Here is a 13,851-nt window from a genome sequence, read left to right on the forward strand (position 1 = left end):
GGCTCATTGTTTATTTGTCTGCACTACCCAATCTCAAACTGTCTTTGCCGTCGTAACGATAATTCCATTGCCGCATATACTCGTCGGCAGTCAGGAAACCGTCTTTGGCCTCGGCCAGTTTGGCCCGGAGCGTTTTTTCAAGTTTGGCCTGCACCGTTGCATAGGCCGGGGAGCCGATCAGGTTTTTCAATTGATAAGGATCTATGGCGTTATCATACAAAAGCCAAGGCCCTTTCAAATCTCTCACATAAGTGTATTGTTTCGTACGTACACCGCGGTATTCTTTCCCGCCATTCAGAAAATTGTTCTCATGAAACGGAACCGGCACCTGGATCAACGCAGCTTCTTCGCCAGTCGGTTTTTGCTTTCCAGTCAATAAGCCTGCAAAGTTGTGGCCCTCAACGCCAGCCGGGATTTTTATTTTACTGATTCCCAATAAGGTAGGAAGAATATCTACGTTCGAAAGCGGCACCGACAGTTCCCGTTTTCCCTTGCCCAGTCCTGCCGGATAATGCACCACGAGCGGCACCAAAATTGATTCGTCCCAGGGTTTCTGCTTCCTGACTTTTCCCTGAGAATAAAGCATATCCCCATGGTCGGAAGTAAAAACCAATACCGTATTTTCTTCCACACCAGCCTGTTTCAATGCCGTGAGCAGGTCACCAAACGATTTATCCAATGCCGTACAGTGCGCGTAATAACCAGCCAAATCCTTCCGGGCTTTGGCTTGAAGTGAGTCAGGCACATTAGGCCGCAGTTTTAGCTTTACGGGATCGTACATTTTGCGATAAGCCTCGGGCGCGGTCTGGTAAGGGTCATGCGGCGGGCCCCATGAAAGTACGAGCAGGAACGGGTTGTTCTTGTTCCGGTCGATGAAACCGATGGCACTGTCGGTTTGCGGAAAAGCGTCGTAACCATTCCATTCGTGGCGGACGTCATTCTCGTCGAAATAGAAAGAACTATTGTAATCGTTCGTCACCTCGCGTGCTTTCCAGTAATCGAAACCCTGCCGACGGTCGCGGGGAACGGGGCGGTTGCGGGCTGCAAACTGCTTTTCATCATTCGGCTGCCCATTCACATGCCATTTACCAATGTAGCCCGTTGCATAGCCGGCTTTCTTGTAAATCTCCGCCAAAGTGAGCGCTTCGTTGCGCAGCGGGCGATCGTTGTAAAAAACGCCGTGCGTCAGCGGATACTGACCCGTGAGCAGGCTCGCACGGGCAGGACTGCACACCGGCATTACCGACACAGCAGTCGTGAAAACAACGCTGCTTTGCGCCAGTTTGTCCAAATTCGGCGTTTTTACATCGGCATTACCGGCATAGCCAAACGACTGTGCGTTCCACTGATCGGCGATAACGATGATGATATTCGGTTTCGGCGCCGGTGGGGCATTCCTGTCGCCTTTCCACGCAAAACCGGTTGCCAGCGCGAGCACAATGCCCGCCGCCGACAACCGGATTCCATTTTCATATCGAAAAATCATTTGCCATTCTGCTGTTCGGCTTCCGGATACCCTTTTTTCAACAGCGTCGTCAGTTCATTCACTGTGATTATAAAGTTATTATCCTTTGCCAGGTTCGTAAACTCGTTCGGGTCTTTCTGGTGGTCGTACAACTCGACGCCGGCCTTGCCTCCATCCCATTCGGTATAGCGGAAGCGCTCGGTACGCACGCTGCGCCCGAAGATTTGTCCTCTCCTCACCTGCGTGTAAGCGGGTTTATCCCAAACGGCGGTCGGGTTTTTGAGCAGTGGGGTAAGGCTTTTACCCTGCAAATTTTGTTTCGGATCGAGGCCGCAAAGCTCCGCCAATGTGGGGTAAATGTCCACCAGCTCCACCGTACGGCCGGATGCCTTGCCTTTGGTGCCGCCGGGCACCGAGATGATGAGGGGCACGCGGGCCGAGTTTTCAAAAAGGCTCTGTTTCATCCACTGCCCGTGCTGGCCTACATTGTAGCCATGGTCGCTCCAAAGCACGATGATTGTTTTTTCGGCTAGTTTGAGCTTTTCTACGGCATCTATGAGCTTCCCTACCTGCGCGTCCATAAACGAAATGGTTGCATAATAGGCCCGCAATGCTTCGCGGCGTTTGGCTTCGTCGAGGCCCCAGTGCGGCGGCTTGGTAAACAATGCAGCTTCCGGAACGTCGTCGAGATCGTTCGGGATTTCTTTCGGCAGCGGCACTTTATCTACCGGGTATAAATCGAAGTATTTCTGAGGTGCAACATAAGGCGTATGCGGCCTGAAAAAGCCTACGGCGAGGAAAAAGGGCTCATTCTTCTTTTCGGTCATAATCTTAATGGCCTCATTAGCAATCATGCCGTCGGTTTGCTCGTCGTCGGTTCCTTCTGTCGCGCGCCATGCCAATGCACTTCCAAGCGCACGGTCCGGTGTGAGGTTTTTGATCAATGGCTCCTCCGTTTTGTCGCGGCCTTTTGGGTTTACACGATAATTCCACGAATCCGGATCATCGAGCCCGTCCGTTCCGATCTGTCCGGGCACACCATAGTGGAAGATTTTGCCTACCCGCGCGCTGTAATAATCGTTGTTCTTAAAGAGCTGAGGAAGTGTAACGATATCCGGTAGGTTTTTGCGGAAATGCGTCTGCAACTCATAAATCTTCGTCACATCAGGCCGCTGGCCCGTCAGCAGCGACGAGCGGCTCGGGCTGCATAGCGGGAATTGCGTATAAGCCTTGTCGAACCGGACGCCCCTTTTGGCCAGCCGGTCGATATTCGGGGATTTTACAAAGGTGTTGCCGTAAGTCCCGAGGTCGTTGTTAAGGTCATCGACTGCGATAAAAAGGACATTATACTTCGGTTTCGCTTTCTCGCCCTCCTCACCAGCCCAAGCCGGTGAATCAGCAAAAGGTGTCAGCGACAGCGCCGCGAGCGCCAGTAATGCGTATTTTTTCATCATTACAACAGGTTAAATTTATTCCTTACCCTCTTTCACCGTGGGTGCATCTTTTGCATTGATCTTCGGCAACGACTTCGCCAGTTCTGTTTTTACCGAAGCATACTTCGCGTCCTTGGCCAGATTTTTCCATTCCTGCGGATCGCCATCGTGGTCGTAAAGCTCTTCCGAACCGTCGTTATAGCGAATGTAGCGGTATTTTTCAGACCGGACCGCGTGGTTTCCAAAGCCGTGCGTCGTTACTGACGGGTGGTTCCAGGCGACCGCAGGATTTTTCAAGAGCGGCACAATGCTATTGCCCTCCACTCCTTTTTTAGCAGGCAGTTGACACAGTTCCGTCAAGGTCGGGTAAATGTCCATCAGGTTGACGGTCCGCTCCGAAACGCCATTGGCTTTCGACAAGCCGGGTGCATACACGATAAACGGCACACGCGACGCCTCTTCCCATAAAGCAAATTTCCGCCAATGCTCCTTCTCACCCAAATGCCAGCCGTGATCGCCGAAGAATACGATGATCGTGTTCTTGGCGTAAGCACTTTTTTCCAACGCATCCAGCAAGCGGCCAATCTGCCCATCGGCAAACGTAATGCTCGCCAGATAACCCTGCACCGCCTTTTCCCATTGCTTATGCTCGACAATGAACTTATGGTCGCCCTTCGGCTTGGCGATCTTCACGCCGGCATCGGGCACATCCTCCAAATCGTTGGCAATGGTTTTGGGAAGTTTGATGGAAGATAAAGGGTATTGGTCAAAATACTTTTGAGGCACATACCACGGCAAGTGCGGGCGCGTAAAACCAATAGCCAGGAAAAACGGCTTTTCATGCTTGTCTGCCAAAAAGCTGACTCCTTGATTGACGACCTTGAAATCACCCATATCCTTATCCTCCACATGGACAGGGCTCCAATCGAAATGCGCAAAACCATTCACAGGGGCTTTGGGAGGCTCCGGCGACTTGGGCACATCGAAATACGAAGGCCATGACGCGTTGTCGTTGAATGCATTATGGAAGATCTTGCCCGCGCCCTTCACCTCGTAACCATTGGCGGTAAAATACTGGGGGAGCGTCACGGCATCCTGCAAAACCGGCCGCCAGGGCTGATTGTTATGATAAACGCCCGAACTCGACGGCCGAACGCCCGTCAGCAGGCTCGCCCGGGAGGGGTTACAGGCAGGCGCTGAGCAATAGGCACGTTTGAAAATCACCCCTTTTTTCGCCAGCTTATCGATATTAGGCGTTTTAATGCCGGGATACCCGCCAAACGGCCCGATCCAGTCATTCATGTCGTCGACGGCGATGAAGAGGACATTGTATTTTTCTTTTTGCGCTGATGCATCAAGGCCGGGTAGCAGCATGAGTGCCAGCAGGGAGGCGATGCGTTGGTATTTTTTGATCATCCTGTTGATATTAATGCGTTATTCCCCTTTTTCCGCAAATGCGGGATCGGGTTCCAGACCGGGCAAAACCACTTTTGCTACGCCCGGATCACCAAATTTCCAGGCGGGTAGCTTGTCCATTTCCGCCTGGAATACCTTCCTGATTTTCTCGCCTTCCGCACCTGCGTTACCCAAAGCTAGCGGATGTTTTTCTTCAATATCCTTTTGCAAATCGTAAAAGCGCCCGTCGGAATAAAGCTTGTAATGGCGGTCCCTGAAAAACCGCGCCGATTCCTTGTTGGCACCTTCGGAATGGATCGGCTGGTAATGCGAGAAGATCCACTTGCGGGGCGTACCTTTTTCGCCTTTGATCTGCGGTAAAATGCTCGTCCCATCCGTGTTCCATTCGGCAGGCACTTTTGCATTGGCCGCCTGCGCAATGGTCGGGAGAATATCCGTAAAATCGACGAGGTCGTTCGTCTCGTGGGTTTTGTATCGCCCCGTTCCCCAGTTGACGATCAATGGCACATGGTGGCCGCGATCGATCGTCAGCCCTTTACCGCCTTGCAGTTTCGAACCATCTTTCAGTTGTGTGGCAATAGCCCTGCCCGTGCCATTGTCGCCCGTGAAAATGATGATGGTGTTTTCATAAAGGCCTAAATCTTTGAGCTTTTGCACGATCTTGCCCACATTCTTATCCAAATAAGAAACCATATCCCTGAAATTGGCCGTATCCTTTTTAAACCGGCCTTCCACGTCTGATTTCCAGCTTTTGCTGTCAGGCGTAGGCAGGAAGGGATCGTGCACGAGCGCCATCGGATAATAGGCCAGGAACTTGCGGTCCTTATTTTTCTCGATAAAATCGAGCATGTAATCCACAAAAATATCCGGGCCGTAGTCGTCGGCGTCCGTTTTCAGGATCTCGCCGTCCCGGTCGATGAGCGGTTTTGCATAGCGCTCGCCTTCGCGGCGGGGCTTGCTCAGCTGCCAGAGGCAATACTGGTCGAACCCGAAATGCTTCGGCAATTTCTGGTTCGCGCCAAGTTGCCATTTACCGGCGATGGCGGTGGTGTAACCGGCCTCCTTAGCCAGATGCGCGAAGGTCTTTTGGTCCTGGTTCAAAAATCCGAACTCGGAGTAGTTCTTGTAGTTGTACTTCCCGGTCATGATCTGCACCCGCGACGGCGTGCAAAGCGGCTGCGAAAAGCCGTAATTGAATTTCAATCCCTCTTTCGCAAGCTTGTCGATATTCGGGGTTTTGTAAGTACTGCCGTAGGTGCCAATGCATTCCTTGCCCATATCATCGGCGAGAATCAGGACAATGTTCGGTGTTTGCTTCTGCGCCCAAGCCGGTGCGAGCGCAAGCACGGTCAGCAACAGGGCGAAGTAATTTTTAAGGGTCATGTTAAATGTCAGGTTTGGTTGAGGTGCTTTTGTCATAAAAAAGAGACATCCCCGGAGTCGGCCCTATTTCCCGCCTTCCACGCTTGCTCCTTGCTTGGCTTTATCATAATCATAAAACCATTTAAAGGTCTTGTCATATTCTTCGGCTCCTACCCGCTTGTACCATTCTTCGTATTTGGCCACGAGTTTTTTGGCGAGTTCGGGCTGCTTATCGAATTGGTCGTTCAGTTCCGTGCGGTCCTTTTCCACATCGTACAATTGCCATTTCTCCGTTTTCTCGGCCACGAGCTTCCATTTGCCGTCGCGCAGGGCGCGGTTGCCTTCATGCTCCCAGAAAATCGGGTTTTTGCGGTTGATAGACTTGCCGGTGAATGCCGGTTTCAGGCTTGCGCCTTCCAGCGGATGTATTTTGTTGCCTTCAAAGGTTGCGGGGTATTGGGCATTACCCAAATCCACGAGCGTGGCCATAATGTCGATAATATGCGCAGGCTGGCGTTCGAATTTGCCGTTGCGGGAAGCCGGAATCCCCGCAGGCCAGGAGATAATGCCCGGCGAAGAGATACCCCCTTCATGCGTGTGGTGCTTGTAAGCCCAAAACGGCGTGCAGGCCGCCTCTGCCCAGCCCTGACCAATAAATACGGTCGATTTGGCATTGCCCGGCTGGTCGCCTTCATAGCGACCTTCGATCCCCGGCTCGGCATTACCGCCATTGTCGGATACGAAAAGAATGACGGTGTCGTCAAACACGCCGCGCTTTTTCAAACCGGCCACCAGGTCACCGATGCTTTTGTCCAAACGGTAGATCACGGCGGCGTAAATCGCCATCATATCGTCATATTGCTTTTTTTCGGCATCGCTCAGGCTGTCCCATTTCCTGACATTCGGATTAATAGGCGGCAGCTTCCAGGACGGATCTACCAGGCCAAGTTTGACTTGCTTTTCATACCGTTCCTGACGCAGTTTTTCCCAGCCTTTCAAATACTTGCCACGGAATTTTGCAACATCTTCTTCGGGTGCCTGCAAAGGAAAATGCGGTGCATTATGGGCCAGATAAAGCATAAACGGCTTTTTCGCAGCGGCCGCCTCGTCGATAAACCGCAGACCGTAGTCCGTCCAGAGATCGGTAGAATACCAATCCTTCGGCAGCTTGTCGGAGTCATTCGGGATTTCTTGTCCATTCAAAAACAACTTTGCATTGTTGCCCGTTGGGTAATAAAAACCTCCCGCAGCCGCATGCAGCGAGCGTTCGAACCCACGGTTGGTTGGGTACACGCCATGCTGGTGGCCCACATGCCATTTGCCCGTCATCGCCGTGAAATAACCGGCGCTTTTCATCACTTCGGCGATGGTTACGCTGTTGTGGTTGAGCTGACCGCGGTAAGCCGGATGGTCGGCGCCCTTGTCGTCCATCATATGCCCGATCCCGGCCTGATGGCTGTACACGCCCGTGAGTAATGCCGCACGGGTGGGACAGCAGCGGGCTGTATTGTAAAAATTAGTTAGCCGTACACCGTTCTGAGCCAGTTTGTCCAGATTTGGCGTCGGTATTTCACTTCCGTAGCAACCCAGGTCCGCATAACCGAGGTCGTCGGCGAGGATGACGATCACATTGGGTTTCTTCTGGGCAAATGCAACGTGTGCTGCGAATGGGATCGCAAGAAAAAGCAAGCCGGCGAATTGTAGTCTGTACATATTTCAACTTATTTAAAACCATGATTTAAACTCCATTATGTCACCCTGATCGCACCGGACGCGGAAGGGCATGTACGATGTCACATTACTGACTGTCTTCGACTGCGCTCGGACTGCCACACGCTATGGATACTTAATAACCACCTTTTTCAATTTGCCAGTAAATGCAAACGGTGCCTTGTAAAGGTCCGAAACGGCGAATTTCTGATCGCGGCCAACATCCGTCCCGTCGATTTGCCGTGGCCCTTGCACCTGCGCTTGGGTGGCGGCGAAGTTGCGCTCACCGACCTTTTCTTCATTGATATAAACCGTCTCCTTCCCTACCGACTTGCCTGCTTCGGAAGCACCTGCGTACTCATAAACCAGTTTGAAATGCACCCTGCCGTTCGGAATGTTACCCACCGAAGCGATGTGGTAATTGTCACGGGCAGTTTTGTGGGCATAATGCAGTTTGCCATCTTTCACGAACAGACTGATGCCGCTCTTCTCGCCCCCCACCGCGAATAACACGCCTTCCTCCTTGCCGTTGGCAATATCGGCCTCGGCATCGACGGTGAATGAGCGGCCATCGTAAAGCGGGCTGCTCACGCCCACGAGGTTATCGACTCCCGGGAATAGCGTGATTTCAGGCATTTTGCCATACACCGTCCGACCGGCAGGCATATCGTGCGCCGTAAAATCCTTTAATGGATATACATTGTATTTCTTCGCTTCCTGATCGAAAACCGCCTGCAACTCTTTCAGTTTCGCGGGATTCTTGGCGGCCAGGTTGTTGCGTTCGTTGAAATCTTCATTCAGGTTATACAACTCCCACACATCCTTGCTGAAATCCACCGATTTGCCCGACGGGTCCGCTTTGGTTCCCGCATCGAAGCCCTCCCAGACCGAATGGCCTCTCGAAGCCTTCCAACCATCTTTGTAAACAGACAATGCCCCGGCGATCTCATAATACTGAACCGTGTGCCGCGAGGCCGCATTCGGCTGGTCGATCGCGTAGGCGAGGCTCGTTCCTTCAAACGGTTCCTGTTTGTAACCGTTGATCTGCTTGGGCGCTTCCCCTTTCACGAGTTCGAGCGTCGTAGGCAAAATGTCGTTCACATGCCCGTACTGATTGCGGATGCCTCCTTTTTCCTTAATGCCTTTGGGATAGTACAAAATCATCGGGTTGCGCGTGCCGCCCTCGGTATTAGCGTCGCCTTTCCAGTAGCGGAATGGTGTGTTGGCCGCGGCAGCCCAGCCAATCGGGTAATCGGTGCTCGACTCGTCGGTCCCGATCAGGTCGCGGGCATTCAGGATCGCGTCTATGCGCTGTTCGCCTTCCAACCGGTTGATCTGCGGATTGATCGTGCCATGCTGGGTGCCGCCTTTGCTCGCCCCATTGTCGCCCAGGATGACGGCGATCACGGTATTATCCAGCTGGTCGATCTGGTCGAGGTAGTTCACGATCCGGCCGATTTCGTAATCGGTGTACGTGTAAAATGCCGCGTAAACCTCCATGAAATGCGCATATGCCTTCTTTTCCTTTTCCGAAAGCGCTGCCCATTCCTTTACGCCCGGGTTACGTTCCGGTAAAACGGCGTTTTGAGGGATAATACCCAGCTTTTTCTGCTTTTCAATGACAATTTCACGGTACTTGTCCCAGCCCATATCGAACTTGCCCTTGTACTGATCGATCCACTCCTTCGCTACCTGATGCGGCGAATGCGTCGCGCCGGTTGCCAGGTACAGAAAGAATGGCTTTTCAGCATCCACCGACTTCTGGTTGGCAATGTATTTGATCGCTTTATCGGCCAGCAGTTCGTTCAAATGCTTGTTATTCGGCTCAATATCGAGCTTCGTTACATCTTCCCAAAGCTCAGGATGCCACTGGTCGGTCGCGCCGGGGAGGAAGCCGTAATAATGGTCGAAGCCCCGACCCGTCGGCCAGCGGTTGAATGGCCCGGCCTGCGAGTTTTCGGTGACGGGCGTCAGGTGCCATTTACCCAATGCAAATGTCGCATACCCGTTTTCGCGGAGTACTTCGGCCGCCGTTCCCTTTTCAAAGGGAATGTAAGTGTCATAACCCGGAAAATCAATGGCGGCGGGTGTCAGCAAACCCACATGCGCCGAATGATGGTTCCTGCCGGTAAGCAAGGCCGCGCGCGTAGGCGAGCAAATGGCCGTCGTGTGGAAGTTGGTAAACCGCAAACCATTATTGGCTAACTTTTCAATATTAGGCGTTTCCACCAATCCGCCGAATGCGGTAGTCGCCCCGAAGCCGGCGTCATCGATCAGTATCCACACGACATTAGGCGCACCTTTCGCCGCTTTTTTGTTGTATTCGATATGAAACGGCGTCGATTCCTGCAAGGTTTTACCGGCCTTGCCATTCCAGGGTTGCTGCGGGCTGTGCTGGGCCAGAATCGGCTGCGCTGCCAGACTCCCGGCCAGCAATACCGAGCTGATTTTGAACAATTTCTTCATGGTTTTTGGGTTTCAAAAGTTTCTATTCCTCGGTATTGGCCGCCTTGGCGCCACTTGATTTCACGGCAGTTCCCGGCGCATATTCCGGGTTGAGTTTGGTTGGCACCGGCGCATTGGTCTTTTGCTTCCACGCTTCCAGCTTGTCTTTCAATTCTTTGGCTTTGGCCGGGTTCGATTTAGCTAAATCTTTCGTTTCACCGATGTCTGCGCGGATGTTGTATAGTTCGATCCGCCCGTCTTCGTAAAACTGATGGAGTTTGAAATCACCGGAGCGAATGGTGCTCGTCGGCCTCGTCCGGAAGGCGTCCTTATTCCGCTTATCGCCTTTGTAGGCTTCGAGGTAGGCCGGGAAATGCCAGAAAATGTCGCGCTGGGCAGCCGGCTTTTGCAGCAGCAATGGCACAAAGCTCTGTCCGTCGACCTCGGCATTCAGCGGCTTTTGAATGTTGGCCACTTCCAGTAGTGTCGGGTAAAAATCGACGCCGATCACCGGACTGTCGGTGTGCGAACCGGCCTTCGTTTTGCCCGGCCATTTCACGATCAGAGGCACGCGGACGCCTCCTTCGTAAAGCATTCCCTTCGAGCCCCGCAACGGATGCTGGGCTGTTACCGCGCCCATCCCGCCATTGTCCGAGAAGAAAACGACCAAAGTATTTTCGGTCAGTTTCAGTGCATCGAGCTGTTTCAGCACGCGGCCGATTCCCTGGTCGGCGCTCTCGATCATGGCCGCGTACACCGGATTATTGTGGTATGGATCTCCCTTTTTCCCTTTGTATTTTTGAATAATATCCGCCTTGGCCTCAATGGGCGTGTGCACGGCGAAGTACGACAAGTAGAGAAAAAACGGATTTTCACGATTTCCGTCCAGGAACTTCAAAGCCTCGTCTGTAAGCCGGTCGGTGATGTATTCGCCTTCCTGGCCGGAGGTAATGTCCTCATGCGGCGATGCTTTGCCATCTTTATTATAAGGGTAAAAATAAGCGCTCGTGCCGCCTGTGCCGCCAATCACGTGGTCAAAACCCTGTGCGTGCGCGTCAGCACCCTTGCCTTTGCCGCCCAACTGCCATTTCCCGATCAGCCCTGTGCGATAACCGGCATTTTTGAGTTCCTCAGCAACCGTTACAAATGAGGGGTTCAGCACCGTATTGTTTTCTATGGGGATCAATTTACGTTCCACCGATTCGCCCCGGTCTGCATTCCCGACGGTGTAAATGCCGTGGCGAGGCGTGTACTTGCCCGTCATCAGCGAGGCGCGGCTTGGGGCACAGTTCGGCCCGACGGAATAGGCTTGCGAAAACCACATGCCTTCATTACGCAGCCGGTCGATATTCGGCGTTTCGTAATATTTACTTCCATTGGCAGTCAAATCCGTCCATCCCCAGTCGTCGACCAGGATAAACAGAATATTGGGTTTGTCTTTTCGCTGGGCAAAGGCTGCCTGGCTGGCGACCACCAGCAGAATCAAAAAACTGAAAAGAATTCTTTTTACGATATACATTGGCTTCTTGCGGTATTTACGTGGTTGCGGGTCTTCGGCTGCGCTGTCTTCGGCTGCGCTCAGACTGACATTCGGCGGCTGTCTTCGGCTGCGCTCAGACTGACATTGGGCGACTGGCTTCGGCTGCGCTCAGACTGACATTTTGCATAGTGCATCACCCTGAACGGACGGGCTGCCCCAGCGATCGATGCTACACTATATGTCACCCTGAGCGCAGTCGAAGGGCATGCACGTCGTTGTGGTACGGACTGTCTTCGGCTGCGCTCAGACTGACATTCCGGCTGCGCTCAGACTGACATTTCCACTGCGCTCGCACTGACATTTTGCATAGTGCATCACCCTGAACGGACGGGCTGCCCCAGCGATCGATGTTACACTATATGTCACCCTGAGCGCAGTCGAAGGGCATGCACGTCGTTGTGGTACGGACTGTCTTCGGCTGCGCTCAGACTGACATTCCGGCTGCGCTCAGACTGACATCCCGGCTGCGCTCAGACTGACATACCACTGCGCTCAGACTGACATTTTGCATAGTGCATCACCCTGAACGGACGGGCTGCCCCAGCGAGCGATGCTACACTATATGTCACCCTGAGCGCAGTCGAAGGGCACGCACATCGTTGTGGTACGGACTGTCTTCGGCTGCGCTCAGACTGACATCCCGGCTGCGCTCAGACTGACATTCCACTGCGCTCAGACTGACACTTTGCATAGTGCATCACCCTGAACGGACGGGCTGCCCCAGCGATCGACGCTACACTATATGTCACCCTGAGCCCAGTCGAAGGGCACGCACATCGTTGTGGTACGGACTGTCTTCGGCTGCGCTCAGACTGACATTGGGCGACTGTCTTCGGCTGCGCTCAGACTGACATTGGGCGACTGTCTTCGGCTGCGCTCAGACGGACATTCCGGCTGTGTCTTCGGCTGCGCTCAAACTGACATTCGGCAACTGTCTTCGCTGCGCTCAGACTGACATTGGGCGACTGTCTTCGGCTGCGCGCGGACTAAAAAGTGTGCGGTTGTCAGTCTGAGCGTAGCCGAAGACGGGGTGCGACGTGCATGCTCGATGTCATTCCCAACCCGGGTTTTGCACCAGTTTCGGGTTCAAATCCATTTCGCGTTGGGGGATCGGATGCAGGTAATGCTTTTCGGCTGCATTCGTTTTGCCCGCGGCGTGCAATGCGGTGATCATTCTTTTGGTGCGCACGAGATCGAACCAGCGCTGGAATTCGAACATCAGCTCTAAACGACGCTCCTTATAAATGGCTTCGCGGAACTGGTCTTTGTTCAAACCGGCCAATGCATCCAGCCCGGCACGTTTGCGAACGCGGTTCACGGCAGCGAAGGCATCGGCCGATGGACCTGTGCTTTCATTCACGGCTTCGGCGTAAATCAGCAATATCTCCGCGAAACGGATCACCGGAATGTTCTTCGCGGATTCGGTCGGGTTCACGATCTGCGCCGGATCGAAATATTTAAAAAAACGCGGCGGAAATGTGATTTCCTTGCCGGTGGTCGGACTTACGAGCGAGGTAAAGAAGGTGACATCGCGGCGTTTGTCCTTTTCGCTGTACAACTTGTACGCATCGGGTTGAGGCTCGTCCGTACCTGCCGAAGCCACGCCGGGTATCCCTACCGGCGTCGCCGACGAGGCCAGACGGTTGCCCTGCCCATTGACGTTGGATTTACATTGAACCGAGAAAATATGCTCTTTGCCATTCTTGGTAGCCACATTGAAAACATCCGCAAAATTTTCGAACAAATCATAACCATAAGGCCCGTTGATCACTTCCAGGCTTTTTGCAGCCGCTTTGCTCCATTCCTGACGCGTGAGGTACACCTTCGCCAAAATGGATTTCGCGGCACCACCTGTTGCGCGACCGGCATTTGCACCAGTGTATGCATTGGGCAATGCCTCGGCGTCGGTCAAATCCTGGATGATTTGTTTGTAAACCTCCTCCTTAGGTGTCCGCGCCACCTGAATGGCGTCCTTACCCAACGATCCGTTTTCTTCCAGAAGCAGCGGAACGTCGCCCCAAAGCCTTACCAGGTTGAAATACAATAATCCGCGCAAAAATTTGGCTTCATTCACCAGTCTCGTCCGCAAAGTAGCGTCCATTTCGATCCCCGGAATGCGGGCAATGGCGATATTGGCGCGGTTAATGGCGACGTAACTTTCCCGCCAGAGTTCGTCGACGCGGTCATTGGTCGTTGAATGGGCCAGCACGGAAATGGTACGCACATCCGCATTCGTCACGCGCAGACCAGCAATGGCGTCGTCGGACATGATTTCGAATGCGAGGTGGAACAAGCGGTTGTACATCGTAAGCCCGCCGTTGTTCAGTGCAGCATTGTACACGGAGGTTACGGCCGCGAGCGCATCGCTTTCGGTTTTATAAAATTGTTCGGTTGTAATGAGGGAGGTGGGATTTTCATTCAGGTCCGTGCAGGCGGTGAAACTGAAAATACCGAGGAAGAACAGAAATATCTTTTTCATT

8 protein-coding genes are annotated in these 13,851 nt (G+C 53.1%); all 8 read right to left on the minus strand.

Translation table 11 applies throughout. The features are described from left to right. Nucleotides 1-10 precede the first annotated feature (10 nt). The 8 genes from LZD49_RS25470 to LZD49_RS25505 all read right to left on the minus strand — a co-directional run bounded on the left by LZD49_RS25470 (nucleotide 11) and on the right by LZD49_RS25505 (nucleotide 13,850). Nucleotides 11-1,486, minus strand: coding sequence for a sulfatase (locus LZD49_RS25470; protein WP_234670514.1), 1,476 nt, complete (start codon nucleotides 1,484-1,486; stop codon nucleotides 11-13). Next, nucleotides 1,483-2,919: a sulfatase gene (locus tag LZD49_RS25475; protein ID WP_234670515.1), complete on the minus strand. Its 1,437-nt coding sequence runs from the start codon at nucleotides 2,917-2,919 to the stop codon at nucleotides 1,483-1,485. The genes LZD49_RS25470 and LZD49_RS25475 overlap by 4 nt, the downstream gene beginning before the upstream one ends. A 15-nt stretch (nucleotides 2,920-2,934) precedes the next feature. Beyond that, the gene (locus LZD49_RS25480) at nucleotides 2,935-4,314 is read right to left on the minus strand and encodes a sulfatase (RefSeq protein ID WP_234670516.1); all 1,380 of its coding nucleotides are present in this window, start codon (nucleotides 4,312-4,314) and stop codon (nucleotides 2,935-2,937) included. A gap of 18 nt (nucleotides 4,315-4,332) precedes the next feature. Beyond that, the gene (locus LZD49_RS25485) at nucleotides 4,333-5,697 is read right to left on the minus strand and encodes a sulfatase-like hydrolase/transferase (RefSeq protein WP_234670517.1); all 1,365 of its coding nucleotides are present in this window, start codon (nucleotides 5,695-5,697) and stop codon (nucleotides 4,333-4,335) included. A 63-nt stretch (nucleotides 5,698-5,760) separates the two neighbouring features. After that, nucleotides 5,761-7,389, minus strand: coding sequence for an arylsulfatase (locus LZD49_RS25490; RefSeq protein ID WP_234670518.1), 1,629 nt, complete (start codon nucleotides 7,387-7,389; stop codon nucleotides 5,761-5,763). 123 nt (nucleotides 7,390-7,512) lie between these two features. Further along, nucleotides 7,513-9,852 carry an arylsulfatase gene (locus LZD49_RS25495; protein ID WP_234670519.1) on the minus strand — a complete coding sequence of 780 codons (2,340 nt, stop codon included), beginning with the start codon at nucleotides 9,850-9,852 and terminating at the stop codon, nucleotides 7,513-7,515. 22 nt (nucleotides 9,853-9,874) lie between these two features. Further along, nucleotides 9,875-11,350 carry a sulfatase gene (locus tag LZD49_RS25500; protein ID WP_234670520.1) on the minus strand — a complete coding sequence of 492 codons (1,476 nt, stop codon included), beginning with the start codon at nucleotides 11,348-11,350 and terminating at the stop codon, nucleotides 9,875-9,877. 1,072 nt (nucleotides 11,351-12,422) lie between these two features. Continuing rightward, nucleotides 12,423-13,850, minus strand: a complete 1,428-nt coding sequence (locus LZD49_RS25505) for a RagB/SusD family nutrient uptake outer membrane protein (protein WP_234670521.1) — start codon at nucleotides 13,848-13,850, stop codon at nucleotides 12,423-12,425. Nucleotide 13,851 lies beyond the last annotated feature (1 nt).

This window comes from Dyadobacter sp. CY261 (assembly GCF_021440085.1).
Classification (GTDB): domain Bacteria; phylum Bacteroidota; class Bacteroidia; order Cytophagales; family Spirosomataceae; genus Dyadobacter.

Bases quoted from the DNA above. Each gene is read 5' to 3' on its own strand.
- LZD49_RS25470 (WP_234670514.1), bottom strand. From the start codon at position 1,486: ATGATTTTTCGATATGAAAATGGAATCCGGTTGTCGGCGGCGGGCATT.
- LZD49_RS25475 (WP_234670515.1), bottom strand. From the start codon at position 2,919: ATGATGAAAAAATACGCATTACTGGCGCTCGCGGCGCTGTCGCTGACA.
- LZD49_RS25480 (WP_234670516.1), bottom strand. From the start codon at position 4,314: ATGATCAAAAAATACCAACGCATCGCCTCCCTGCTGGCACTCATGCTG.
- LZD49_RS25485 (WP_234670517.1), bottom strand. From the start codon at position 5,697: ATGACCCTTAAAAATTACTTCGCCCTGTTGCTGACCGTGCTTGCGCTC.
- LZD49_RS25490 (WP_234670518.1), bottom strand. From the start codon at position 7,389: ATGTACAGACTACAATTCGCCGGCTTGCTTTTTCTTGCGATCCCATTC.
- LZD49_RS25495 (WP_234670519.1), bottom strand. From the start codon at position 9,852: ATGAAGAAATTGTTCAAAATCAGCTCGGTATTGCTGGCCGGGAGTCTG.
- LZD49_RS25500 (WP_234670520.1), bottom strand. From the start codon at position 11,350: ATGTATATCGTAAAAAGAATTCTTTTCAGTTTTTTGATTCTGCTGGTG.
- LZD49_RS25505 (WP_234670521.1), bottom strand. From the start codon at position 13,850: ATGAAAAAGATATTTCTGTTCTTCCTCGGTATTTTCAGTTTCACCGCC.